We start from the raw sequence: 25,430 nt of genomic DNA on the forward strand, positions 1-25,430 counted from the left end.
ACGCAATAACGCTGCCCGCCTCAAAGGCGGGCATTTTTATGTCAGCTGCAAGCGCGTCTGAATATCCCACCGTAAAACGTTCAGCGTTCCGCTGAGCGCGTAAACATGGCCTGTAACGCGTACGTTTAAATGAGTGAATCAGGCTGGCAACTCAGAGATAAGTGACCTCAATAATCCCTTTATTTTTTTCGGGATTAATCCAGTGCATCTTTACTTCAATCGGTAATCCGGTCAGCGATTCTGGCTTCATCATATCTGCGGTTTTCACAATAGCTTTTCCACTCGCTGGATCGTAGCAGTCAAATACCACAGGATTTTGATCGATATTCATATCGCAGGGACCGTTAGTAATAGCACCGGTAAAAACGATGGTGCCTGAGCGGGAGCCCGCGCAGGCAGGCGCGGTGAGCGCGATAAGCAGAGTGGTAAGACAAAGAGAGAATAATGATTTCATGGTGTGCCCTCTGAAGTATGTATTCCTCTTTATCGGCCCATCCATTAAAAAGTTAAGTGGCAAGAAAATAATTATTTGTAAACTTCAGATTATTTACCGGATTAATCTCTTCTGTTTTTCTCCTGATAAATGCTGACCTTCCCATCAACAGGGCGTAGCAGGCCTGTCAAAAAAGTGCCGGCAAATGTTAATTATTGAAGAAAAATAAACGGGCAAAGATAAATTCAATGCGGCACATTAACATTTAATTTTATTTTATACCCTCTGATTTACCTTCTCTGCGGCATCCGCATGATGTGAAAAAAGAATAACAGCCGCATGAAAAAATGGGATATTTTGCTCTGAACTGCTGGTTTCATTCAGACTATTTTTATATCGAACAACAAAAATAAATCACCTGGCGGGCATAGCTAAAAAACCCTTATTTCCGTATGCCTTTAATCGTTTCAGACAGGATCACCGCCTATTCCAGAAACTGACTGAATCGCAGCAGATAACCATCCGGATCCTGAACCAGGCACTCCCGCTGACAGGCAGTGGTGCCGCCAGTGTCATAGTTGTTGTCACGTAACGGCCGATAGAGCGCGATCCTGTGCTGCTGCAAACGCCGCAAAACGGCTTCGATATCATCCACTTCAATCTGAAAGTTAACGCCCCGGCCCAGCGGCCAGCTCAGTTCGGCGGTATTCCAGCCCTGCGGGTGCCACGCCTCAATCATCAGTTGTACCTGCCCGTAACATAGATAGGCAAAATCGGGCTGCTGACGAACGATCCTCGCCTCAAAGCCGAGTATGTCGGTATAGAAACGGAATGATGTGGCAAAGTCTGTGACGGTGAGTTCCGGCACCATCGGGTTCCAGTACTGTTCCTGTCCGGTAGTCATTAATGTGTCCCTTTTCTCTGTAATGCCTGCGACTGATTTCAGTCGCGGAGGCGGGTTTGCAGTTCATCCAGAACCAGCCTCAACGCAGCTGACTGATGTTCGCGCGAGAGATAGAGTCCCCAGATGCCAATACGTTGCGGCGCATAGTCTGGCAGCAGCCTGATCAGTTTTCCGGTTGACAGTGCCTGACGAGCCTCCTGTTCCGGCACCATCGTGATACCGCAATGCGCAATCGCCGCCTCACACAACAGCGATGAAATGCCAGCGCTGAAATTTCCTCTGACTGCGACCGCGATTTTCCCGTTTTCTGGCGTCGTAAAATGCCAGCTTTGTCCGGCAAAGTGGCTGTAACAGAGACAGTTATGTTCAGCGAGATCGCCGGGCGTCTGCGGCGTGCCCCGCTTTTGCAGATAGTCCGGAGAGGCGCAGAGTACAGAGCGACACTCGCCGAGCCGGCGGGCGATCGCACCGGGCTCGGGCGCATCTGTGATGCGGATAGCAAGATCGATTCGCTCACCGATCAGGCTGACCGGCTGATTGTTAATGTCCAGTTCAATGCGCAGCGCGGGATAACGGGTAAGAAAATCGGGGATCAACGGGCCGACAAGATGCATCGCGGTAAAGTGAGCGCAGGCGATGCGCAGTGTACCTGCCGGAATGGCCTGGGTCGTTTCCTGCTGGATAGCCTGCGAGAGCAGCGCGAGCTGCCGGGTCTTTTGCAGAATCGTTTCTCCGGCAGGCGTCAGCGTCAGCCGCCGCGAGGAACGATGCAGCAGACGGGTTCCGGCCCACTTTTCCATCTCTTCCAGATAGCGGCTGACCATAGGTCGCGAAATCCCGAGCGCCCGCGACGCCGCACTCAGGCTGCCCAGCTCACATATCCGGTTAAATACCGTTGCCGCCGTCACTCTGTCCACTCTCACCTGCCCGAATTATGAAACTCAGCATCTCCGATTGCGGGAATTCTAACAGATCGGCAGAAGCGTAAAATAGTGCCACTGACATGCAAACACGTTCGGCCACTGACTGAACCGAGCCACACGCTCTGAGGAGAGATGATGAAAACGCTGATTTACCCTGCCATGCTGATGCTGGCTTCCTCTGCCGCCAGTGCAGCCACGCTGCAACTGGAAACCTACAATCCCCAGACGAACGCGATTTTCCCCGTCTCCTCCACGCTGGTTTCCGGGCCAACCGAAGCGATTCTGTTTGATGCCCAGTTCAGCACTCAGGATGGTGAGAAGCTGGTGGAGATGATTAAGAAGAGCAATAAAAAGCTCAAGGAAATTGTGATCACTTCTGGCGATCCTGACTTTTACTTTGGCCTGCAGCCGATCATGAAAGCCTGGCCGGACGTGAAGGTGGTGGCCGCACCCGCCGTCGTGAAACACATTCAGCAGACCCACGACGCCAAGCTGAAATACTGGGGCCCGCAGATGAAAGAGGGCGCGCCGGACAAACTTTTCCTGCCCGACGTGACACATCAGACCCGCTTTAGCATCGATGGTGAGGTGCTGGAACTGCGTCATCCTGAACAGTATGCCGCCTATATCTGGATCCCGTCGGTGAGCACCATTCTGGGCGGCACGGCGCTCTCCTCAGGTATTCACGTCTGGACGGCGGACACGCAGAGTGTGGAGAGTCGCACAGCGTGGCGGCAGATCCTGACCGAGATGCAGGGCCTTAAGGCCAGGCATGTGATTCCGGGTCACTATCTGGGTGCGCGACCTGCCGGTTTACAGGCGGTCAATTTCACGCTCAGCTACCTGCAAAGTTTTGAGAAGGCGCTATCGCAGCACAAAAAGTCTGATGAGGTGATAGCTGCCATGACCAGAGCCTGGCCAAATCTGGCCGAACCAGGGTCGCTGGAACTCAGCGCGAAAGTGAATACCGGCGAGATGAAATGGTAAAACTCAGGCTGAGCGGTGTACGTTCTCCCCCGCTGTACTGCTGATGCCGAACCAGATTTGACCTTCGGCAGGCGCTACCGTTTTGCCAGGGAGCGCCTGTCGTCACGCGCCTGTAAACGGGCCTCGACGGGCGTCGGGAAAATATAGTCATACAGATCGCGGTAGAAACTCAGGTTCTTCAGTAATCCCTCCTGAATCGCCTTAGTGATGTCTTTGATCAGAAATGCCTGCGTGGTATTGAAGTTGGTCACACTGAAAAAGGCTTTGTCATAAACGTTGACCACGCCCTCCCATTTCATCACCTTCTCCTCTGGTGAGGTCCCCTCCGCCGCGACGAATATTCCTTTATGGGATTTCACCCCCTGTTTACTGACGTAAGTGGTCAGCGCGTCATAGCCACGCTTGTTGCGCCAGCGGCAGAATTCATAGGGCACGTCGTAATGCGGCAGGACAAAGTCCGGACTGCGGAAGTGCTCATCGCCGAGTAACCCATCCAGCGTAACCGTGAAATGCAAAAAGTCCTGCAGAAAGTCGAACTGCCGGGTTTTGGTCAGCGTGACGTTGATGCGATAGTGTCCGGCCTGGACAAACCAGTAGTTAGTGAAACCGGTGACCAGAATGGTAAATGCCTGCCAGTCACTGAGTCGTCGATCCCCCGCCAGCCCCCTGAAACGGCTGATCATCAACCGTGATTTGGGATGCTGATACGCTTTCAGCAGCGGATCGTTCATACCTTTCAGTAACATCAGGCACACTCCTCGATAGATTGCGCCTATCCTGCCACGCCCTGTTCGGGGTGAAAAGTGTCCATGTTCTGAATGTGTCCGGGCTTCATCTGCCAGAAGAGGTCAGCGGCGTGGCGTTATGGGGAATGATGGGGTCAGGCTGGCACATTAGCAATGGAATGTTATGCCAGCCTGGTCAGAGTTGGGCGAGAGTTTAAAGCGTTTCAGTGCACCATGCGGATAAGCAATACTGCCTGGGCACTGGGTCTGGCCTGCTCCTGTTCCCAATTCTGACAGCTGGCTTCGTCGGTGTGCAGGTAGTGGGCAAAAATAGCCGGTGAGAGGTTCAGCTTATTGCGTACATCGCGAAGCTCCTCCGGCGCTATCGTCACAGGCGCACGTCTGGAGACCTTATAATTTCTGCGCGTAGTTTCGCCCTCATTGTGACCTTTGAACGCCGGGATCCCCGTTTTAGTTCACTAAAAATATCGCGTTTATCCATGGGCGGTGACAGTGACGCAGAGAACCTGTTTCGCCTCTGCGTCTGATAAGGATTAACGTCCTTTTTTCTTTCGTCCAGGCTGAGCAAAACGCTTACGGGAAGCGCCGCTGGCGTCTGCTTTCTCAGCCGGTTTGGCAGCACTTTTCTGCGGCTTTCTGGCCGGGGCTTTCGCTTTCTTCGCGGGTTTATCTTCTGACGAGGAGTTTTCCAGCAGTTTAAACAGATCAATCAGTTCGTCGTCGGTCAGATCACGCCATTCACCCAGCGGTAATCCCTTGAGATTGACGTTCATGATGCGCGTGCGTTCCAGCTTCGTCACTTCATAGCCAAAATGCTTACACATACGACGAATCTGCCGGTTCAGCCCCTGCACCAGGGTGATGCGGAAGACAAACGGCGCTTCCTTTTTAACTTTGCACTTTTTTGTGACCGTTCCCAGCATCGGTACGCCTGCGCCCATCCCGGCGATAAACTCATCGGTAATCGGTTTGTCGACCGTGACCACGTACTCTTTTTCGTGGTTGTTCCCGGCCCGCAGGATCTTATTGACCAGGTCGCCGTGGTTGGTGAGGAAAATCAGGCCCTGCGAATCTTTATCCAGTCGGCCAATCGGGAAGACGCGTTTGCTGTGGTTGACGAAATCGCTGATGTTATCGCGTTCGCCCTCTTCCATCGTCGTGATGATGCCTACGGGTTTATTGAGGGCAATCAGCACCAGATCGTCTTCGTCACGCGGTTCAATTAGCTGACCGTTAACTTTCACCACATCGCCTGCAAACACCTGCGCGCCGACAGTCGCGCGTTTGCCATTAATGAAAACGTTGCCCTGCTCGATGAAACGATCGGCGTCGCGACGGGAGCAGATACCGCTCTCGCTGATATATTTATTAAGACGCGTTGATGAGCCAGTCAGCATGATTCCTCCCAAAAAACGCGGACTATACCTTACCGGCGGGGGCTTGCGAAGTCTTTACAGGGGAAACTTTTGCCCGACGTTATCCGCCTGACAGCCGCAGACCTTTAGAGCGTAATCGCCATCTCCATACAGCGTAAATCACAGCCCGCCAGCTTTGAAGGGTAGAGACTCTCGCCCAGCGCCCGGAAGCCGTGCCGCTGATAAAAACTGACCGCGTTCGGCGTCGACGCCAGCGTCAACTGCTGATAACTACGCTGCCGCGCCTCCGCTTTGATGGTGTCGAGGATCTGCCCCGCCATACCCTGCCCGGTACAGTCCGGCCGGGTGAAAATCGCTTCTACGCTGCCGGCAGCGAGATCGAGCGCGCCGGTGGAAACCGGTTCCCCGTCAGGGCCGTCGATCACGAAAAACAGGTTTTCGCGGATCATGGCGGGAAAGCTGGCCGGCATCCTGTCCGGCGTCCATGCAGCGATGACATCGGCGGGATAGACCTGCTCACAGCCATGACGAATGGCAAGATTTCGGATAGTCCATAAACGGTATGCCTCTTCAGGTGACGCCTGTCTGACAATCATGCTGCTCTCCGGCCCGGAAACGTGACTGCTACGTTATCACACTATTTCGCGGGCTTCTGCACCGGGCACCGGGCAGCGGCCCGCCATGCAGGTTCAGAATGCGCCGTCCCGGTTTCTCCCGACCGCGCCGGGCGACGCTCAGTCCGATCAGAAACGGGCGTTCAGCCCGACATTCCAGCTCACCTGATGCGTATCGCTGTTGCCCGCTATCGCCGAAACGCCCGCGAAGGCACTGACCGCTGTTCCGAGCGGCACGCTCGCGCCGACGGCCATATCAATCCAGTTATCATCCCGGGCTGCACTGCTGCGGGTAAAGGCGGTGCGGGTCGACTTCAGCCCGGCAGTCACGGCTGAATCGCTGTCGCCGAACTGATGGTTATAACTTATCTGCGCCCAGGGATTAATCGGTAAGGCTTTGGTATCGATGCGCCAGCCCAGCGAGCCGACCTGTGAATGCAGGGTCTGATCGCCAAAGCGCATCGCGGTGCTGCTGTTTCCCGCCTCCTTATAACCATCGACCTGAGTGTAATCGAGCGCATAGCTGGCCATCGGGCCAGTGGAGACATAGCGACCCAGTGGCAAATCCCAGCCGGTCTGAAGCCGCATGCCCATCAGGCTGCCGTTACTGCTGCCCTTTTCGGTGCGGATTGCCGGTCCCAGCCGGACCTGACGCGCGATGTGATCAAAATCAAGATCGGCATAGTGCACGTCCGCGTTAAGCCATCCACCATCGGGATAGCTGAACTGACTCCAGAGCGCCACCATATTGCCGCGCAGGCGGTAATCGAAGCGTGACGAGGGTTGCTGGCGCTGAGAGGTGGTCGACAGCATCGCACCTGCCTGCCAGCTATCGCTGAGCTGATAGCCCACGCCCACGGTGCCGGTGGCGCTGGTAGCATCGCCATCCTGCAGGCTGTCGCCGTGAAAATCATGCCGCTGTCCGGCATAACCGCCAAACATCGTGAATGCCCCCGTGTCGGCGGGTTGCTGACGCTGCTGCTGAAGATGCCCATCCAGCGTGTTGTGCGCATCGCCTGCCAGCATAGCGGAAGCCTGACTCAGCGCCGCTACCTGCAGCGGCGCATTCAGCACCGACAGGACATAATCCGCGATCAGCGCATGAACCGCCGGGCTGGGGTGCAGGCGGTCAGCAAACAGATACTGCTGGGCCTGAGAAAAGCCCGGCGTTGCACGGGTGCAGTCTTTTGCGGAGACACCCGGCGGGCAGGCCATGCCGGCGGTGTTGCTGAGGCCATACAGGCTGGGATTGTCGATCACCTCATTAAACAGCCCGTTAATATCCACGCGGGCAATGTTGCCGCCTGTGGCCACCAGCCCCTGCTCTTCCATCTGGTTATAGCGATCGGTGAGGAGCGCGGCCTGCTGACTGAGCAGCTGCCAGGCGGCGATCAGCTGCTGAGCAATCGCATCGCGAATCAGCGGGATCGAGGAAATCTGTCCCGCCGCTTCGCCCAGGGCCGTTTCTATCGCCTGTTGCCTGGCGGCACGATCCGCCGTAGTGGCTGTACTCAGCGACTGAAACAGCGCCGCCGTGGCAGGCTGTGCGGCTGGCCCCAGCACCTGCAGAATCGCCTGCAGCAGCGCGGGCGTCGCGCCGACATTCGGCACCGTCGGCACAATGACCGTTCCGGCACCGGCATTCAGTAACTGGCTGACCTGCAGGGCCGCGGTGCTGGCGCTGTTGTCCACGATCTGCCGGGCAGTCAGGGGGGATAACGCTGCCGCAGCTAAATCGTTGCCACCAATCCAGTGAATGTAGAGCCCGTCCGGATCGGCCCGCCCGCCACGCGCTGTGAGATAGCTGGCGAGCTGATCCTGAGTATTAAACAGGGGATCAATCGCGGGCACCGCAACGGCACCGCCTTCCGCATAGTTGCGCCCGCCCTGGGATGAGGGGCGCAGGGTGTCACCCAGTGACTGCGCCACAATCTCGTCATACAGCGGATGGACTGCACTGTCATAGGTATAACGCCCGACGTTTCCGCTATCACTCAGGCTATCGCCAAAGACGGTAAGGTTATCCCAGGCCACCGCAGACAGCGGTGAAAGCAGGCCCAGCGTGGCACAGCAGAAAAGGTATTGCGCGTGAAGGGGTTTCATCAGCAGCTCCGCACAAATTAAAAGGAAAGGAAAAGGTCTGCACTGCTCTCGGGGATCAGCACGCTGTAAGCGTAGTCGTCCTGAAAATTTGACGGTCTGAAAGGCGCGATCGCGCTCTCAAAGCGAAAAAATTTGTGTTAAACCGGCCCGTCGCGTGCGGCTCAGGCCGGTGTTGCACACGGAAGTTAAAGATTACTTCTTGCTGGTGGGTTTGAGTCCGCGATAGAGATCCTGCAGTCTTTTCATCGTTTTAACCGTGCGCTGAGGCAGCGTCGAGGCCACCGACAGGATGAGCATCTCCAGACAGACCATGATCGTGCCGTGCAGCGGAATGCGCCCCTTTCGCCGCCACGCGGCACGGTGATCATCACGTCTGCCTCGCGGGCAAAAAAGGAGTCGGTGGCGTTGGTCAGCAGAATAATCGGGATATCCAGCCGCTTCGCCTCGCGCACTACGGTCGTCCCTTCCCGGTGCGCCGACTGCTGCGCCATCATGACCAGTACGTCGCCGCGCTGTAATGTCAGCATCTGCTCTGCCAGTGCGATGCCGGCACGATTCAATGAAAAAGCGGGCAGACCAATCCGGTTCAGCAACCGCACGCTGTAGTCGGCCAGAATGCCCGACGCGTTGATGCCGAAGATTGCGACCTGGCGCGCTTCGCCCAGCAGAGCCACCGCATCGGCGACCGCTCCCCGGTTCTGCGGCTGCGACAGAATCTCACAGGCGTGCCGGTGACCCTGAAGCACAAAGTCGATGGCACTGTTCACGTCGCTGGTCACCTCGCTGACGGTAGTGATCATCTTATCTTCGGAAGTCAGCGACGGGCCAAACCAGGCTTTCAATGTCTGTTTAAGATCCCGCAGGCCGCTGAAGCCCAGCGCCTGAATGGCGCGGATCACCGTGGCATCAGAGGTGTGGTTCACCTGTGCAATTTCCATTGCGGTGCTCTCCAGCACCATTTCCCGATGCTGATCGATATAGCGCGCCACTGCCAGCAGGCGCGGCGAGAGCTGTTTTTCGCGCGCCCGCAGACGCTCCGCCAGCACATCTGCCCTGTTTTTTACTGCTCTGTTCTGTTTCATGCTTGCACCCGCTGCCGGTTTTAAGGCTGAAAAATGTAGTAAACGCGCCAGCCTGTTTTCTCTTTCACCTGCGTATTACAGGGCTTTAACGCAGCGCCCGACGCCCTTAGCCTTTTAAAACTCACAAATTCAATAAGTTAAGTAAAGTTACGCAAAAAATTTATGCGCTATCTCATCATCCTGAAATGTAGTGAATTCAACGCAAATTTTGTTTACTACTACATTAGCTGATGATTGAATGATTCTCAATTACAGATGAGAAGTATTGTCGTCCTGATGGCATGTCCCCGGATGCACTCTCCTCTGATTACACGGCTGCCCGTTGCAGCAACCTCCAGGATCGCCCTGCATCGCAGATGACCCGTGATGCAGGGCAATAACCGCTTCAGCAACGAAAAGAAAAATGAAAAACAGTTCAGATATCCGTAGTCCGGCTCGCTACTCCGCTCTCGCTCTGGCGATCGTCAGCAGTCTTGCTCTGCCGCAGGTCCAGGCCGCCACCGACAGTTCATCTGATATGACAGTGACCGCTGATGCCGGTGATGAAGGCAGTTACAGCGCCAGCGAGAGCAGCGTTGCCAGTAAAATGCCTGCGGCGCGGCTTGATGAGGCGCAGTCAGTCAGCGTTGTGACGCCACAGCAGCTGGAGGATTATCAGGCCAGCACGCTGGCGGATGCGATGCGCTTTGTCAGCGGCATTGCTGAGGCAAATACGCTGGCCGGAACAGAAGATGGCTTTGTGCGGCGCGGATTTGGCAGCAACGCCGATGGATCGATTTACCGTGATGGCATCCGCAGCAGCCAGGGGCTGAATTTCGATGCGACAACTGAACGGGTTGAAGTGCTCAAGGGCTCCGCCTCACTGCTGTATGGCATTCAGAATCCGGGCGGCGTGATTAACGTGGTCAGCAAAAAACCGCAGTACAGCTGGCACTCCAGCGTCGCCGGACGTTACGCCAGCGAGGGCGGCGGCGCAGGCACTCTGGACGTCACCGGGCCGCTGGGCAACGGTTTCGCTTTCCGGCTGATTGCTGAAAAACAGAATCAGGATTACTGGCGCAACTTCGGCAGCGACGATCACACCCTGGTCGCTCCTTCGCTGCAGTGGTATGGCGAGCAGGCGAGCTTACTGATCAGCTACGCGGACTACCGCTACGATATTCCTTACGATCGCGGCACGGCCTTTATCGGCGGTAAGCCGGTCGATCTTGATTACACATCGCGCCTGGATGATAAAGCCAATCATGCCTGGGGCCACAACAAGACGCTGAATGCGAATTATGAGTGGCAGTTTAATGACACGTGGCGTACCCGCCTGACGCTGGGCTGGAATCAGCGTCGTTATAACAATAACGAGGTGCGGGTAACGGCAGTGAATGCCAGCAGCGGCGTGGTCACGCGGCGCGCCGACGCCAATCGCGGGTTTAACCATAAAACGAAATATGTCAGCTGGGATCTGCTGGGCAACCCCGAACTGCTGGGGATGTCACACGCGCTGGTGGTGGGCACCGATTATGAGATGAACCAGACTTACCGTGCCCATCAGTATCAGGGCCGGGTGAATCGCCAGTTTAATTTCTTCTCTCCTCAGTATGACCTGCTCTCACCCATAACGGACGCCAGTACGGAAAACAGCGCCGCCGCCAATAACCTGAACCGTATTCACAGCCGGTCGCTCTATGCTAAAGACAGCATTTCGCTCTCATCCGACTGGATTCTGGTGCTGGGCGGTCGTTACCAGCACTATGAGCAGCGCGCCTCACGCGGCTTTAATCCGCAGGTGGAAACCCTGAACGATGAGGGCAATAAGTTTCTGCCGCAGGCCGGGGTGATTTACAAATTTACCCCTGACCTGTCGTTTTACACCAGTGTCAGCAAGTCGTTTACGCCGTCAACCGATGTGGATGATGAGGGCAATGTCGGCAAGCCGGAACAGGGCACCAGCTGGGAAGTGGGCAGCAAATGGCAGCTCTCGCCGAAACTGTTCGCCACCCTGGCGCTTTATCGGATAGATGAGAAAGCGATGTCGCTGAATATTAATGGCAGCACGCGACCTATCGACAAGGCCCGTTCCACCGGGGCGGAAGTGGAGCTGAATGGCGAGATCGCCCCCGGCTGGGACCTGAGCGCGAACTACAGCTACGATCAGGCAGAGATCGTCAGCGATCGGGTGAACCCGGACAATAACGGCAATCGCCTGCAGAATGCGCCACGTCATGCCGGTGCGCTTTATCTGAGCCATGAGGTGCAGATCAACGGCGTGCCCGGCTCGGTGCGGCTGGGCGGCGGGGCGCGCTATGTCGGCACGCGGGCAGGCGACCCGGATAACAGTTTCACCCTGCCTGACTACGTTGTCGCGGACAGCTTTGTGGCGTGGAATAATCGTCTGTTCGGTGAAAAAACCCAGCTACGTCTGAACATCAATAACGTGTTTAATCAGCACTACTACAGTTCAAGCGGCGGCAATCTGCGCGTCCGTGAAGGTGAAACCCGTAACCTGATGGTACAGGCCCGTGTTGAATTTTAAATCACTGCGTGGTGCGCTGCTGCTGCTGCTCAGCCTGATGGCAATTGCCTCAGACGTGAACGCCCGCACGCTGACCGACATCACCGGTCGTCAGGTGACGATCCCCGACCATCCACAGCGCATTGTGCTGGGTGAGAGTCGGATGCTCTATAGCGTCGCGCTGCTGACGCCGGGCAATCCGCTGCAGCATATTGCGGGCTGGCCGCTGGATCTGAAAAAATATGATCCCCAGACCTGGGCTATTTTTGCCCGCCAGTTTCCGGAAATCAGCCAGATTCCGGCGCTGGGTCTGGATGGGGTCAATGACATGAACCCGGAGAAGGTAATCGCACTGAAACCCGATCTGGTGATCCTGCCGCAGCTGGCGCGCGGCAGTGAAAACAGCCTCCTGCTGGAGAAGATGCTCACGGCGGCCAGCATTCCTGTGGTGAAAATCGATTTGCGGGTGGCGTTGCTGAAAAATACCGAGCGGAGCATGACGCTGCTGGGGGAGGTGCTCAACCAGCCCCGGCGAGCCGCTGACTTTAATCGGTTTTATCGCACGCACATGCAGCGCATCGGTGACAGGCTGGCGCACTATCACGGCCCGAAACCCACCGTGCTGTTGCAGTTGCATCTGGGACGGCGCAGCGAATGCTGTGTGACCTCAGTGAACGGGAACCTGGGCGAGCTGCTGCGTTTTGCCGGCGGGGAGAATATCGCCAGCCAGCAGGTTAAAGGGGTATTTGGCCGGCTGAGTGAGGAAAGCGTGATTGCCGCACAGCCCGACTTCTACTTCGCAACCGGCACCGGCAGCGCCGACGAAACCGGAGCGCTGAAGCTCGGCCCCGCCGTTACCCCGGCGCAGACCCGGCAGAGCCTGCTGACGCTGACGGGACAGCAGAACGCGCTGAAGCAGCTAGGGGCGCTCAGCAACGGTCATGCCGCTGCCCTCTGGCATAACTTTTATCTTAGCCCGTGGCACGTCGTGGCAACAGAATTTTTTGCTACCACGCTCTACCCGCAGCTTTTCCATGACGTTGATCCTGAGCAGACCCTGCGGCAGATGTTCCGTGAATTTTTGCCGATTCCGTTGTCAGGCAGCTATCTCTACCGGCTGCCACCGTCCTCAGTCACATCAGGCGGCTGACGAGCCCGCATTTTTCACCCGGACAATATCAGCCATGACCGAGAGTGCGATTTCTGCCGGGGTTTTGCTGCCAATGGGCAGGCCGATGGGCGCATGGATGCGGTCCAGCTCGGTCGTGTCCATACCGGCGATCTGTTGCAGCCGCGCCCGCCGTTTCTCGCTGTTTTTCGCCGAACCCATAATGCCGATGTAAAAGGCGGGTGTGGCGATTGCTTCCATCATCGTCAGATCGTCGATGCGTGGATCGTGCGTCAGCGCCACAATCGCAACAGCGGCATGCGCTCCGTTCAGCTCCAGCCAGCGCGCCGGATGCTGTGAAACCAGCGTTACGTTATCTGCCCCGCTGAAATGCGTCTCCAGCTCCGCCAGCTTCTCCGGCCGGTGTTCACAGACCCGCACATGAAAGCCCAGCATCTGCCCGAGCCGGATACATTCATGCGCGACGGTGGAGTAGCCTGCAATGAACAATTCCGGGATCGCCCCGACCGGCAGCAGCAGCTGCTCGCTGGCATCCAGCGCAGGCAGTCGCCTGTCAGTTGCAATCACTTCCCACTGCGCACGCTCGCCAGGCTGGATGATCCGGACAACAGGCTGGCCGCCCCGGAGCGCAGCCTGCATCGCCGTCAGCAGCGCCAGCGTGGCGTCATCGGGTGGCAGACACTCAATCACAATCTCCAGACTGCCGCCGCACGGCAGACGGACATCAGGCCGGATCCCACCCTCGCCATAGCGCACCCGCTGACTGCTGGCGCGATAGGCGCCCGCCGCCAGCTGTGCCAGAAAATCCTCTTCTATGCAGCCGCCTGACAGCGAACCGCAATACTCCCCGTTCTCGTTGACCGTCATCAGAGTACCGGGCGCCCGCGGCGAAGAGCCATAGGTGCGCAGCACCGTGCAGAGCCAGACTATCTGACCTGCCTGACAACTGCTGAGTGCCGCATTAATGACACGTTGATCCAGCGTTATCATGAAAATTCCTTGATTAAGTGCAGATCGGCAGGCAGATCGATGTCATACAGACAGCCACGATCCTGAAGAGGTAATCGCACGGCGGCGGCACTGACTAGCGCCTGCGGTCCGGCATCGCCCTGTAAGGCGCTCAGCGTCGGATAGCAGTGGCGCTGAAAACCCACCGGATGGCCGGGCCTGCCGTCAATCCATGGCCTGACTATCGACGCCTCCGCCAGCGCATGGCCGACGGCGCGGTAACTTTCCGGTGTCACAAACGGCATATCCCCCAGTGCAATCAGCCAGCCATCATAGTGGCGGCTGGCACGCACGCCCGCTGCAATGGATTCACCCAGCCCGCTGCTGTCGCATACGACCAGCGTGGCCCCGGTACAAAGCGCCTGTAGCGCGGGGGCATCGGGCCGGGTGACCACAAAGGTATCCAGTCCGCTTGCGGCAGCCTGCTCCAGCGTACGCTGCAGCACCGGTTTGCCGTTCAGGTCGGCCAGCAGCTTATGGCCGCCCGCCTGCTGCTGAAAGCGGCGGCTCAGGCCGGCGGCCAGCACAATTAACGCTATCTTCACTGTTTCGCTCCGGCTGGCTTAAAAAACGGGCGCAGACTCCTGTCCGCACCCGCATTCTCTGAGACTGACCCACAATTATGGGACAGCAACCTGATCAGATAAGCTTGTCGAGAGTAATCGGCAGATCGCGGACCCGCTTACCTGTCGCATGAAACACCGCATTACTGATTGCGGCCGCCACACCCACAATACCCAGCTCGCCCACCGGTTTGCCGCCCAGCGTGGTCGCCTCGAAGTCCGGCTCACCCACGTTAATCGTGATGATTTCGGGTATATCGCCGTTCACCGGCACCAGGTAATCCGCCAGATTGTTGTTGATGACCCTGCCATTACGCGGATCGACAATGCCCTCTTCCATCAGCGCCTGACCGACACCCATTATCATGCCGCCAATCCACTGGCTGCGCGCCAGTTTCGGATTATAGAGACGGCCGCTGTCCAGCGCCGCTACCATACGTTTTACCCGGATAGTGCCGAAATCTTCATCGACCCGCACTTCCACAAAGTGCGCACTCCAGCTGTGGGCAGAAAATTTTTCCGGGCGGCTCATGTCATTCAGATTACGCACTATCTTGTCGCGTTCTTCCTGCGACATCTCCTCCGGGAACGTGCCGCCTTTGACGGTCAGACTCTCCGCGGGTGCCATGGCGGCCAGTTGCGCGAACGTGAGGCGGGCGTCACTGCCCTGTCCCTGCACACCGTCGCCCTTTAAGGTCAGCGCTGAAACCGGCGTGCCGTTAAGGGGTGACTGTGGCAGTTCGCTGGCCAGCTTCAGCAGCTGGTCGCGCATACGTCTGGCGGTGTCATCCACGGCGGCGGTCACGTTACCGGCCAGCTGCGATCCGCCGGCCACACCTGCACGCGGCAGCTCGCTATCGCCCAGTTCCACATGGATAGCGGTCGACGCCACATTCAGAATGTCGGCCGCCGTCTGCGCCAGAATGGTGTAGGTGCCGGTGCCAATATCTGCACCGGCACACTGCACAGTAAATCTGCCTTCTGCCGTGAGAATGATTTTTGCCTCTGCCGGCAGTTTGTTAACCGGATAGGTGCCGGAAGCCATGCCCCAGCCAATCAGTTCACGCCCTTCACGCATTGAGCGCGGCGCCATAATCCGCTGGTCCCAGCCAAAGGCCTCTGCCCCTTTCTGATAGGCTTCTTTAAGACGTCGTGAACTCCACGGCAGGTCGAGCTGATAATCTTTGTCAGCCCAGTTGCGCAGACGCAGTTCCAGCGGATCAATGTCGAGCGCATAAGCCATCTCATCCATCGCCACCTCCAGACCAAAGGCACTCGGATTTTCACCCGGCGCACGCATCCAGCCTGGCGTGACGGTGTTGACAGGCCGGACTTCATGCTGCGCGGAGACGTTCTCCACCGCATACATGCGTGCGGTAACCTTGTTACAGTTTTCAGCAAAGACATCGATTAATGACGTTTCACTGAAACTGCGCTGAATGATGGCCTGAATTTTACCGTCACGCGAAGCACCCAGCTCCAGCTGCTGCGAGGTAGCAGGACGGCCACCAAGACCGGTAAAGGTCTGTGGACGGGTCAGCGACACTTTGATCGGGCGATTCAGCGCGCGCGACGCGACACTGGCCAGGGCGACATGCGTATACGGCACCGGCTTGGAGCCAAATCCGCCGCCGACGTAAGGCGAGATAATCCGCACATTCTCAACATCAATGCCCATCCATTCAGCGATCTCCACCTGCGCACCGGCGACCCACTGGCTGGGTTCCCAGACGGTCATGCGGCCATCCTGCCACTGTGCCACACAGGCGTGTGGCTCCATCGGCATGTTGTATTCACGCGGTGTGGTATAGCGTTCGCTGAGGCGCACCTCGGCCTGCTGCATGGCCTGCTGCGCATCGCCCATGTCGATATCCTGCTTTGATACCGGCTTTGGCTCAACGCCCTCGTCGGTGGCGAAAATCAGCGCGGAGTCGGTTTCATACTCAACCTCGATTAGCGAGGCGGCCCAGGTGGCCTGCTCAAAGGTTTCTGCGACCACCAGACCGATGTTCTGGCCGTTATGGATAATCTTATCGTCCTGAATCGGGGTATAGGTTGATTGCGCCGCACCGCCGTCCGCAATGGCGGTAGGCTTGTTGATTTTTAGCGAATTGAGATGGGTATACACCGCCACCACGCCTGCAGCCTGCTGCGCTTTCTCCGTTGACATAAGGCTGATGCGGCCGCTGGCGACAGTAGACTGGATCACCACGCCATAAAGCGGATTGTCCGGCTGATGTTCAACCGCATAGCGCGCCTCGCCAGTCACTTTCACCTTACCGTCGCCGCGCGCGCGCGCCGCACCCAGTCCCTGAACGGCACTGGCCGGCTCCGTTAATTCCTGATGTGATGTGTCCTTCAGGTCACTCATGCGGTTTCTCCTGCTGCCATCAGCGCACGTGCAATCACACGCGGCGCCAGTTTTACTTTATAGGCGTTATGCGTCAGCGCCTGTGTCTCCTGGGTGATCAGCTCTGCGGCCCGGAACACGGTTTCTTCACTGAACGGCTGGCCTTCCAGCGCCTGCTCAACCGACCTGACCCGCCAGGGTTTGGTCGCCACGCCGCCCAGCGCAATATGCACCTGACGCATAACGCCATTTTCCAGCGCGAAGCCAGCCGCCGCACTGGCGGCCGCAAATTCATAGGAGCTGCGGTCGCGAACCTTGAGGTAATGAGAGTGCCGCAGCGCCTCTGTTTGTGGCACTTCGATAGCGATAATAATTTCATCATCGCGCAGGTCGTGTTCACGATCCGGTGTGTCGCCCGGCAGCAGGAAGAAATCATCCATCGCGACCCGGCGCGTGTCCCCCTGTGCATTCTGCAGCACCACAATTGCGTCAAACGCCACCAGCGCAACAGCCAGATCGCCAGGGTAGACAGCGATACAGCTGTCACTGGCACCCAGAATGGCATGATTGCTGTTGACGCCGTCTAACGCGGCGCAGCCGGAGCCGGGCTGACGTTTGTTACAGGCCGAAAACGTCGCCGGATCGCGGTAATAATTACAGCGCGTGCGCTGGCGCAGATTGCCGCCCAGCGTCGCCATATTACGGATCTGCGGCGATGCCGCCTGCCAGAGGCTTTCATAAATGGCTGGTGCGTTCTGCTGACAGTCAGGGTGTTCGGCCAGCTGGCTCATGGTTACCAGCGCACCAGCGGTGATCCTCTGGTCATCAAACGTGAGGCTTTTAAGTGCGCTTAAACCGGTGATGCCAATAAGCTGTGGAGGTGTAAAAACGCCGCACTTCATCAGATCAAGCTGCGTAGTGCCGCCAGCCAGCAGCTGACTGCCTGACTGCTGCTTCAGGGTGGCCGCCTCTTCAGGCGAGTGCGCCGTTTTCCAGCTGAATTCGTTCATACGGACTCCTTCGCCATTTCAGCCGCAGCCTGTCTGATGGCATCCACGATGTGCGGATAGGCCCCACAGCGACAGAGGTTGCCGCTCATATATTCACGAATCTCGTCGTCCGAACCGGCATGTCCCTCTTTGATACAGGCGACGGCGGACATGATCTGACCGGGTGTGCAGTAGCCGCACTGAAAAGCATCGTTTTCCATGAAACAGCGCTGCACCGGATGCAGTTCACCTCCAGCTGAGGCCAGTCCCTCAATACTTGTCACTTCAGCACCCTCAGCCTGAACAGCCAGCGTCAGGCAGCTCAGCACCCGCTGGCCGTTGACCAGTACGGTACAGGCGCCGCACTGTCCCTGGTCGCACCCTTTCTTGGTGCCGGTCAGGTTGAGATGCTCACGCAGCGCATCGAGTAAGGTGACCCGGGGATCGACCTGCATCGGGTGCGGCTGGCCATTAACCTGCATTGTTAGCGATATTTTTTCCGACATTGTCTGCTTCCCATTGTTGGGGGCTAAAAGATGTAATTGTTATTCGTGTTGCTGACGGGAGTGAAATCGGGGAAATGGTGATAACCCTAATCTTTACGCGCGTATCTCTGTCATTAAGGTTTAGCAGCTTTTTGGCAATCTGGTGTGAAGGTGGGTAAAAGTCAGCGTTATCCGAAGCGGAAAACAGCATAAAACGGATCTGCATGACGCGTCCGGGCGGGTTGCAGATGTGCCGGCGCGGCTGAATCAGGAGACGGGGTGATCTGCGAACAGGGTGCCTGAAAGAACAGTCGGGAAAGGACGTTGTCTGGTATAAATGCAGAAGAGACACGCTGCTTTTCTGACCTTTTTTGCTTGCATGGGCACGCATTTTATTTTAGTGTTTACTAAATTTAGATCATACTGAAATAAAAGATGAACAACACGTTGCTGTTACAGGAGAGCGCCTCGCGCGCAACCACGCTGCTTAAGTCGATGAGTAATACCAGCCGGCTTCTCATCCTCTGTGTACTGATTGATAAACCCGGCACCTCATCAGGTGAACTGAGTCAGCTGACCGGCCTTTCGCCTTCGGCAACCTCGCAGCATTTAGCAAAAATGAAAGAGGATGGTGTCATTGAGTCTGAAAGAGTGGCGCAAAAAATGAACTATTTCATCAAAGATGAGGCGGCGAAAAAAGTCATCTCCGCGCTCAAAGAGATCTATTGCCCGGAGGCATTCAAATGAGTCTTGAATCTGTCTCACCTGAAAAAGCTAAAACACTGACTGATCAGGGCGCGCTGTTTATTGATATCCGCGATACCACAGAATATCTGCGAGAACATATTCCCGGCGCGCGTTCATTTCCTCTGGCTGATATCAAGGCAGGTAAAAAGATCGACAATCCAGAAGGACGGCCTCTTATCTTTCATTGTCTGTCAGGCGGTCGGACGGCTCAGAATGCCAGTGCTCTCATGGCAGCAGCAGGCCCGGTGTCAGCCTGGATACTGGCTGGTGGCTTTAGTGCATGGAAGAGTGCCAGCCTGCCGGTTGTTGAAGACAGGAAGCAACCCTTACCGGTTATGAGGCAAGTTCAGATCGCTGCAGGCACACTGATACTGGCAGGCGTTATTCTGGGATACAGCGTAGACAGCCGTCTGTTTTTAATCGCCGGCTTTACCGGCGCAGGATTACTTTTTGCAGGCGTCAGCGGTATATGTGGCATGGCGAATTTACTGTTAAAAATGCCATGGAACAGGGTGGATAAATAGTTCCCCGGGGTTATGCAATTAAAGGCTAAGTACGCTTCTGGCATTTGAGTGCTCAGTTAATGAAGATGCACTTCGTATGAAAAGCCAGCATCAGGTGCCAGAAGATTGACGATCTCTTTTTGATCTGCCCGGAAAGCATACTGGAAATACCTTGCCGCAAGATGACTCTCTGATAACATTCATATATGTATTAACATATATGATATTGACTTGCAGACGGCAGGACGTGAGAATGTCTGCCGTTCCCGGCTCAGGAGTCATCATGCCTCAGTTTCAGCCTCTTCAGCTTTTCAAAAATCTTTCTGATGACACACGGCTCAGTCTGGTGCTGCTGTTGCGCGCAAAAGGAGAGCTTTGCGTCTGTGAACTCACGTCATTGTTGAAAGAAAGCCAGCCCAAAATCTCCCGGCATCTGGCGTTACTCAGAGACGCCGGTCTGCTATCAGACAGGCGTGAAGGTAAGTGGATTTATTACCGGCTGTCGCCCCATATTCCTGTCTGGGCTGCCACGGTTATTGAGCAGGCTTACCTGTGTCAGCGTGATGACATCCGTCAACTCAGCCAGCAGGCTGAAAGAAATAATGCGACCACCAACGGCAAGCCGGTCTGCATTTAAAAATTTATTTAAACATATATCATTTTTCATATCTGTTTGCCGGGCTGCCTTCAGTCCCATTTACAGGTGTTTTGTCTTAAGGAGTAAGTATGTTTCTGGCGGGCGCTATATTCGTCCTGACACTGGTGCTGGTAATCTGGCAGCCAAAAGGACTCAGTATTGGCTGGGGTGCAGTTATCGGCGCCGCGCTGGCGCTGCTGACTGGCGTGGTGCATATCGGTGATATTCCGATTGTCTGGCAGATTGTCTGGAACGCTACAGCCACATTTATTGCGGTTATCATCATCAGCCTGCTGCTTGATGAATCTGGCTTTTTTGAGTGGGCGGCACTGCACGTTTCACGCTGGGGAGGAGGTAAAGGCAGGCTGTTGTTCACCTGTATAGTTTTACTGGGTGCTACCGTGGCGGCTCTGTTTGCCAATGACGGCGCGGCACTTATTCTGACGCCGGTTGTCATCGCCATGCTGCTGGCGCTGGGCTTCAGCCCCGGCACCACGCTGGCATTTGTGATGGCGGCAGGCTTTATTGCAGACACATCGAGCCTGCCGCTTATCGTGTCCAACCTGGTCAACATTGTCACAGCAGACTTTTTCAGACTGGGATTCAGCGAGTATGCGTCTGTCATGGTGCCGGTCAACCTCGCATCCGTGGCGGCCACGCTGATTATGCTTCACCTCTTTTTCCGTAAAGATCTGCCGGTCACTTACGATATGGCGAAACTGAAAGCGCCACGTGAAGCTATTCGTGACATGCGAACCTTTAAAGCCGGGTGGCTGGTCCTGCTCATGCTGCTGGCCGGTTTTTTCGCCCTGGAACCGCTTGGCGTTCCGGTCAGTCTGGTGGCAACGGTGGCGGCTTTTATTCTGTGGTTTGTTGCCCGCAAAGGGCACGTCATTAACACCCGTAACGTGCTGAAAGGCGCGCCCTGGCAGATTGTAATCTTTTCGGTGGGGATGTATCTGGTGGTGTATGGCCTGCGTAACGCCGGACTGACGGAGGGTCTCTCAGCCATCCTGAACCGGTTTGCAGAGCAGGGTATCTGGAGTGCCACGCTTGGCACCGGTTTTCTGATGGCCTTTCTGTCATCGGTCATGAACAATATGCCTGCCGTGCTGGTCGGGGCCCTGTCTATAGATGGCAGCACCGCTCAGGATGTTGTAAAGGAGGCGATGATTTACGCCAACATCATCGGCTGCGATCTCGGCCCGAAAATCACACCCATAGGCAGTCTGGCAACGCTGCTGTGGCTGCACGTGCTGGCGCAGAAAAACATCCGCATCAGCTGGGGCTACTATTTCCGCGTGGGTATTGTGATGACTTTGCCGGTGCTGTTTGTGACGCTGTCCGCACTCGCCCTGCGTCTGTCTGTTTAATCTTGAATACGGGGCTACGACTGCGCAGCGCCCTGAAAGAGTCTTGTTTATGACCAAAATCACGATTTATCACAACCCGGCCTGCGGAACGTCCCGTAATACCCTGGCGCTTATTCGCAACAGTGGCGTGGAGCCAACAGTTATTTTATATCTGGAGACACCCCCATCACACGATGAGATTAAAAAACTGATAGCTGATATGGGGATTAGCGCACGCGCTCTGCTGCGCAAAAACACAGAGCCCTATGAGCAGCTGGGGCTGGCTGAGGACCGGTTCAGCGATGACGAACTGCTGAATATGATGCTGGCTCATCCTATTCTGATTAACCGCCCGGTAGTGGTGACATCGCGCGGAACCCGGCTCTGTCGTCCGTCTGAAGCGGTTCTGGATATTCTGCCTGACCCACAGCAGGGGGCCTTTACGAAAGAAGACGGTGAACAGGTTATTGATGAACACGGAAACCGGATAAGCCACTGACTTTCTCAGAATGCTGCCGGCGGGATGTGACAAGCAGACGACGGCAGATACCGGTTTTTTCATATTTACGGGCAGACAGCTGACTATCCGTAATTTCGGTGGCCCTTAACGGAATTCGTTTGCCAGGGTGTCGTTGTATTTCTACACTTCGTCAGTTCCTTTTACATCACTCATGCTGTTTTTCCTGCGCCAGCACAGAGACCTGAGCCCGGAGGTGCTGCTCAGCCTGCTGAATCTGCTGCTGACGCTGCGGAGAATCTTCAGTGAGCAGCTTCAGCTGCCGAAGCTGTTCTTCCACCGGCACGGTCTGCCGGAAGCTTGTCAGCATGCCAAAAACCTGCGATTTAAGTTCACTGACGGTGATATATTTTCCCCTCTGACCGTCAAGTCCATTCAGTTTATCGGCAAGAGCCTGAAGCTGCGTCATACCTTCATGCCAGCCATTGGTTTTATCGACAGGAAGAACTGAGATATTAATCTGCTGTTGCCACTGCTGTACCAGGGTCTTAGCCTGTTCCGGCCATAGCGCCTGAACCTGTTCGATGAGTTTTCTGGCGTAAGTAATATTCCAGTCAGGTGGCAACTTATCCAGTCGGGCAAGCTGCTGCTGTGTCAGTGCGATAAGGTCCTGTGGTAACGGAGTCTGCTGACGTAACATCCCCAGCTGTTCAGACGTAAGAAGTTCTGGAAACGGTGCCAGTGAAGCAGCAAGCTGAGTCTGCAGAGGGTCTGAACGGTGAAGAAAATGCCAGCTCCACGCTGAGACTACGCTTACCACCAGCATGGTACACATGCCGGCAGCGAAGGATTTCCACTTTTTAACCGGAACAGGCATTGTCGACAGCACTTCCACATTCGATTGCGGTTCCGGTTGCGCAACGTAAACCCACTTCACTGCACTCTCTGGTTTATTTTCATCCGGTACACCAGCAAAGTCTCTCGTGGATGCTGTCGCCTCATTCATCATGATGGCAGGCAATTCGATATCAGGCCGAATACCCGATCCGCCACTGGTTGCACCATCGCTATTTTCCAGCCGGACAGCACTGTTGTGCATCAGCGTACGCAACGTATCGAGCTGACTCAGATGCTTAAGCTCCAGGCGCTGCAGTACCTTTCCCAGACCTGTAAGCAGTTGCTCTGCCCGGTACAGCTGGCTGAGGTCGCTGTAATTCAGCGGGAGCGCGCGCATCCGTTGCTGCAGGCGCTGACTCAGACTGCTGAGAATTTCCATGCGCGCAGGGACTGGCTGAGGCCACAGTGCCCCCCACTGATGGCTTATCAGGGCCTCAAGTATCGTCAGCCCTTCATTAAGCCCGAATAAACCGGCCAGCTGTGCACGCGCAAGCGTATACCAGGCCGCTGTTTGCAATTCCATACCGTTCTGCCCGAACAGTGAGAGGCAGAGTTTTTCGACATAATGCCAGTTCACATCCGGGCGAGCCGGATGTGTCAGCTTGCTCAGTTCATCACGCAGGGCGGCATAATCCGGCAGCGTGCGCGGGTCGCCGCCGGTTTTAATTTTACGCGGGGTGATGTCATTCATGACCGATTGTCCATTTGACGTATAGGGAGCTTTCGAAAGTCATTGCTTATGCGGCTTCGTTTTCCATGCAATGACAGACCGGCAAACAAGCTATTGCTTATTCCGGTTGCACTATGGAAGGAGTGCCAGAATCAAACCAAAAAAAGTGCTCTCATCAAAACCCTGTCCTGGGCGGGATAAAACACCAGCCGGAATAAAGGTCCAGTTGTTCACCCTGCCTGACCGCATGAACAAACGCCCCAGTGGCGTCACGCGTCCGTCTCGCGGAAGGATTTCCACTCGATGTACTCCGCACGGTCAAAGTAGTTACCGATATCCTTGATGGCTGCCACTTCTTCCATTGAGTCCTTGAGGAAGAATTTCGGGCCGGCAGAGCCGATAAACGGCATGTGGGCAGCGGCGGAGACTTTGGATATGTTACGCAGCAGGGCAACGTCCTGGGCAGACGCATCAAATTCGTAAGTGGAAATCAGCGCGGCAATCGGCTCTCCGCCCGGGGTGTCGTACTCATCAATATATGTCTGTTTATACAGTCCGCTCTGGATGATTTCCGGGCTGTCTTCGAAGTCCTGACGCAGCTCTTCTTTTGACATATCCAGCAGCTCAACCTTCACGTTCTGGCGGAAATCGGTTTTGTCGACCAGGGATTTCACGCCGCGCCACAGACTCTCCACCGCCTGAAATTCTTCGCTGTGCATAACCGCATCCAGCTGACGGCTGATCTGGTAATCCAGCTCCGCGATATGGTGGTCAATCAGGTTTTTGTCGAGTTTTTCAACTTTTGAGCCTGATTTTGTCAGGCACTCCAGAAACACCTGCATGCCGGCCGTTAAACGTTCATCTGCGGTAGCATCTGACATCGCCTGCGCGTCCTGCCAGATATCCAGCGCACTCAGCTCGGACACCGGGTTAAGGTTGATTTTCTCAAACAGAGAGGCATAAACCCCGCCTGCCGCAGAACGTTCCAGCACCACGCTTTCGCCACCCGCCGCATTCTCATTTTTTACAGACATCAGCATCTTCCTTTTTAATCTGTTAAATCATCGTGATCGTTATGGCTGCTTAGGCGCCAGGGCTGAAAGTTCGGCTCGGAGTTCTGCGCTTAACGCCGGGTCGAGTAGAATTTTTTCCAGCTCTTTACGGAAAGCCTGATTGTCCAGCAGGTTCGCTTTTAAATCGCGAAGCAGGTTGCGCATGGAAAGCATTGCTTTCAGCTGAGGGATTTGACGGGAGACCTGCTCCGGGGTGAAATCTTTCATGCTGCGGAAAGTCAGTGAAACACTATTTTCGCTGCCGTCATCAGCCAGCGTGTTTTTAACGGTAAGACTGACGTTTGGAGAATATTCGGAAAGAACAGAATCAAAATTATTTTTGTTCAGGCTAACTTTTTTGCGCTCAGACAGGGGAGCAGACTCCTGACCATGACTGAAGTCACCCGCCACCAGCAATTTCAGGGGGAGCTCCGTTTTTTTGCTCGCGCCGCCCGTATGTAAATCAAGTTTTAAATTAATACGTGCTTTAGGGATTTCGGACTGGAAGGAAGAGTTAGACATGGCTGTCCCTGTTCTATGGAGTAATAGAAACGGTCAATGCCAGTGAAAAATAAATAAGAAATTACCCTGTCAGAACAACTTTTCCGGTTCGCGTCATCCGACACAAATAAAAACCCCGGAACTTAAAAAGCGGGCGCATTCCATTCACCAGCATGCTGACACTGTACTTTTGAGTATTTTTTCTGAAATTTATAATTTCGGATTACACCCAATAGCCAGAGTGTATGAACGCAAGCTGCCGAACCGGAAATAAATATATGTACCGAAAGGTTACCATTACATAAATTAACAATTTCAGATCATACCTGTGATTTATACGATTTTTCTAGCCAACTCCTCTCCAGGCCTTTTGAAATAAGGGTGCACATTAAGTGTTCAATTTAGCTGGAGATATA

At 55.6% G+C, this 25,430-nt stretch carries 23 protein-coding genes and 2 pseudogenes; 8 read left to right on the plus strand and 17 right to left on the minus strand.

The genetic code is table 11. The features are described 5' to 3' along the window. Window positions 1–151: 151 nt before the first annotated feature. The 3 genes from ACLHDD_RS20365 to ACLHDD_RS20375 form a co-directional block, all read right to left on the minus strand. A complete protein-coding gene (locus ACLHDD_RS20365) occupies window positions 152–454 on the minus strand; it encodes a type 1 fimbrial protein (RefSeq protein ID WP_427105624.1) in 303 nt (100 codons plus the stop codon). 463 nt (window positions 455–917) lie between these two features. Next, window positions 918–1,337, minus strand: a complete 420-nt coding sequence (locus ACLHDD_RS20370; RefSeq protein ID WP_427105625.1) for a bleomycin resistance protein — start codon at window positions 1,335–1,337, stop codon at window positions 918–920. A 38-nt stretch (window positions 1,338–1,375) separates the two neighbouring features. Then, window positions 1,376–2,254, minus strand: coding sequence for a LysR family transcriptional regulator (locus tag ACLHDD_RS20375; RefSeq protein ID WP_427105626.1), 879 nt, complete (start codon window positions 2,252–2,254; stop codon window positions 1,376–1,378). 141 nt (window positions 2,255–2,395) lie between these two features. On the opposite strand from ACLHDD_RS20375, the gene ACLHDD_RS20380 reads away from it, so the two are divergent. Further along, complete coding sequence (locus ACLHDD_RS20380) at window positions 2,396–3,247, plus strand: Vmh family MBL fold metallo-hydrolase (protein WP_427105627.1); 852 nt, start codon at window positions 2,396–2,398, stop codon at window positions 3,245–3,247. Between the two features lie 74 nt (window positions 3,248–3,321). Here ACLHDD_RS20380 and ACLHDD_RS20385 read toward each other — a convergent pair whose 3' ends face one another. The 6 genes and pseudogenes from ACLHDD_RS20385 to ACLHDD_RS20410 all read right to left on the minus strand — a co-directional run bounded on the left by ACLHDD_RS20385 (window position 3,322) and on the right by ACLHDD_RS20410 (window position 9,168). Then, the gene (locus ACLHDD_RS20385; protein WP_427105628.1) at window positions 3,322–3,993 is read right to left on the minus strand and encodes a hypothetical protein; all 672 of its coding nucleotides are present in this window, start codon (window positions 3,991–3,993) and stop codon (window positions 3,322–3,324) included. Between the two features lie 203 nt (window positions 3,994–4,196). After that, window positions 4,197–4,364, minus strand: a complete 168-nt coding sequence (locus ACLHDD_RS20390) for a helix-turn-helix domain-containing protein (protein WP_427105629.1) — start codon at window positions 4,362–4,364, stop codon at window positions 4,197–4,199. Between the two features lie 162 nt (window positions 4,365–4,526). After that, the gene (gene rluF, locus ACLHDD_RS20395; protein WP_427105630.1) at window positions 4,527–5,390 is read right to left on the minus strand and encodes a 23S rRNA pseudouridine(2604) synthase RluF; all 864 of its coding nucleotides are present in this window, start codon (window positions 5,388–5,390) and stop codon (window positions 4,527–4,529) included. A 104-nt stretch (window positions 5,391–5,494) separates the two neighbouring features. Continuing rightward, window positions 5,495–5,965: a GNAT family N-acetyltransferase gene (locus ACLHDD_RS20400; RefSeq protein WP_427105631.1), complete on the minus strand. Its 471-nt coding sequence runs from the start codon at window positions 5,963–5,965 to the stop codon at window positions 5,495–5,497. A 147-nt stretch (window positions 5,966–6,112) separates the two neighbouring features. Then, a complete protein-coding gene (locus ACLHDD_RS20405) occupies window positions 6,113–8,086 on the minus strand; it encodes an autotransporter outer membrane beta-barrel domain-containing protein (RefSeq protein ID WP_427105632.1) in 1,974 nt (657 codons plus the stop codon). Between the two features lie 192 nt (window positions 8,087–8,278). Continuing rightward, a pseudogene (locus ACLHDD_RS20410) lies at window positions 8,279–9,168 on the minus strand (MurR/RpiR family transcriptional regulator). Window positions 9,169–9,571: 403 nt separating this feature from the next. On the opposite strand from ACLHDD_RS20410, the gene ACLHDD_RS20415 reads away from it, so the two are divergent. Both ACLHDD_RS20415 and ACLHDD_RS20420 read left to right on the plus strand, forming a co-directional pair. Next, window positions 9,572–11,695 (plus strand): TonB-dependent siderophore receptor, encoded by a 2,124-nt coding sequence (locus ACLHDD_RS20415; RefSeq protein WP_427105633.1) that lies wholly within the window; start codon window positions 9,572–9,574, stop codon window positions 11,693–11,695. 37 nt (window positions 11,696–11,732) lie between these two features. Beyond that, the gene (locus ACLHDD_RS20420; RefSeq protein ID WP_427105663.1) at window positions 11,733–12,824 is read left to right on the plus strand and encodes an ABC transporter substrate-binding protein; all 1,092 of its coding nucleotides are present in this window, start codon (window positions 11,733–11,735) and stop codon (window positions 12,822–12,824) included. On the opposite strand, the gene ACLHDD_RS20425 is transcribed toward ACLHDD_RS20420, so the two are convergent. The 5 genes from ACLHDD_RS20425 to ACLHDD_RS20445 all read right to left on the minus strand — a co-directional run bounded on the left by ACLHDD_RS20425 (window position 12,813) and on the right by ACLHDD_RS20445 (window position 18,219). Next, window positions 12,813–13,793: an XdhC family protein gene (locus ACLHDD_RS20425; protein ID WP_427105634.1), complete on the minus strand. Its 981-nt coding sequence runs from the start codon at window positions 13,791–13,793 to the stop codon at window positions 12,813–12,815. The two genes, ACLHDD_RS20420 and ACLHDD_RS20425, sit on opposite strands and share 12 nt — an antisense overlap. Then, window positions 13,790–14,356, minus strand: a complete 567-nt coding sequence (locus ACLHDD_RS20430) for a nucleotidyltransferase family protein (protein WP_427105635.1) — start codon at window positions 14,354–14,356, stop codon at window positions 13,790–13,792. Before ACLHDD_RS20430 ends, ACLHDD_RS20425 begins: the two co-directional genes overlap by 4 nt. A 94-nt stretch (window positions 14,357–14,450) precedes the next feature. Further along, window positions 14,451–16,745 carry a xanthine dehydrogenase family protein molybdopterin-binding subunit gene (locus ACLHDD_RS20435; RefSeq protein ID WP_427105636.1) on the minus strand — a complete coding sequence of 765 codons (2,295 nt, stop codon included), beginning with the start codon at window positions 16,743–16,745 and terminating at the stop codon, window positions 14,451–14,453. Further along, on the minus strand, window positions 16,742–17,734 hold the full coding sequence (locus ACLHDD_RS20440) for an FAD binding domain-containing protein (protein WP_427105637.1): 993 nt from the start codon (window positions 17,732–17,734) through the stop codon (window positions 16,742–16,744). Before ACLHDD_RS20440 ends, ACLHDD_RS20435 begins: the two co-directional genes overlap by 4 nt. Continuing rightward, window positions 17,731–18,219 carry a (2Fe-2S)-binding protein gene (locus tag ACLHDD_RS20445; protein ID WP_427105638.1) on the minus strand — a complete coding sequence of 163 codons (489 nt, stop codon included), beginning with the start codon at window positions 18,217–18,219 and terminating at the stop codon, window positions 17,731–17,733. The genes ACLHDD_RS20440 and ACLHDD_RS20445 overlap by 4 nt, the downstream gene beginning before the upstream one ends. A gap of 414 nt (window positions 18,220–18,633) precedes the next feature. Here ACLHDD_RS20445 and ACLHDD_RS20450 point away from each other — a divergent pair, with 414 nt between their 5' ends. From ACLHDD_RS20450 to arsC, 5 genes are all read left to right on the plus strand, one after another. After that, window positions 18,634–18,945: an ArsR/SmtB family transcription factor gene (locus ACLHDD_RS20450; protein ID WP_427105639.1), complete on the plus strand. Its 312-nt coding sequence runs from the start codon at window positions 18,634–18,636 to the stop codon at window positions 18,943–18,945. After that, on the plus strand, window positions 18,942–19,469 hold the full coding sequence (locus ACLHDD_RS20455; RefSeq protein ID WP_427105640.1) for a rhodanese-like domain-containing protein: 528 nt from the start codon (window positions 18,942–18,944) through the stop codon (window positions 19,467–19,469). The genes ACLHDD_RS20450 and ACLHDD_RS20455 overlap by 4 nt, the downstream gene beginning before the upstream one ends. A gap of 262 nt (window positions 19,470–19,731) precedes the next feature. Beyond that, window positions 19,732–20,085, plus strand: a complete 354-nt coding sequence (locus tag ACLHDD_RS20460; RefSeq protein ID WP_427105664.1) for a metalloregulator ArsR/SmtB family transcription factor — start codon at window positions 19,732–19,734, stop codon at window positions 20,083–20,085. 89 nt (window positions 20,086–20,174) lie between these two features. After that, window positions 20,175–21,458: an arsenic transporter gene (locus ACLHDD_RS20465; RefSeq protein WP_427105641.1), complete on the plus strand. Its 1,284-nt coding sequence runs from the start codon at window positions 20,175–20,177 to the stop codon at window positions 21,456–21,458. Window positions 21,459–21,507: 49 nt separating this feature from the next. Continuing rightward, window positions 21,508–21,936: a glutaredoxin-dependent arsenate reductase gene (gene arsC, locus ACLHDD_RS20470; protein WP_427105642.1), complete on the plus strand. Its 429-nt coding sequence runs from the start codon at window positions 21,508–21,510 to the stop codon at window positions 21,934–21,936. Between the two features lie 166 nt (window positions 21,937–22,102). On the opposite strand, the gene ACLHDD_RS20475 is transcribed toward arsC, so the two are convergent. The 3 genes and pseudogenes from ACLHDD_RS20475 to tssB all read right to left on the minus strand — a co-directional run bounded on the left by ACLHDD_RS20475 (window position 22,103) and on the right by tssB (window position 25,035). Next, window positions 22,103–23,482 carry a VasL domain-containing protein gene (locus ACLHDD_RS20475; protein WP_427105643.1) on the minus strand — a complete coding sequence of 460 codons (1,380 nt, stop codon included), beginning with the start codon at window positions 23,480–23,482 and terminating at the stop codon, window positions 22,103–22,105. Between the two features lie 254 nt (window positions 23,483–23,736). Then, window positions 23,737–24,501: pseudogene (locus tag ACLHDD_RS20480) on the minus strand (type VI secretion system contractile sheath domain-containing protein); the annotation flags it as partial. A gap of 33 nt (window positions 24,502–24,534) precedes the next feature. Then, window positions 24,535–25,035, minus strand: a complete 501-nt coding sequence (tssB, locus tag ACLHDD_RS20485; protein ID WP_427105644.1) for a type VI secretion system contractile sheath small subunit — start codon at window positions 25,033–25,035, stop codon at window positions 24,535–24,537. Window positions 25,036–25,430 lie beyond the last annotated feature (395 nt).

Origin of the sequence: Pantoea sp. NSTU24 (assembly GCF_050157905.1) — a bacterium.
Classification (GTDB): domain Bacteria; phylum Pseudomonadota; class Gammaproteobacteria; order Enterobacterales; family Enterobacteriaceae; genus Pantoea.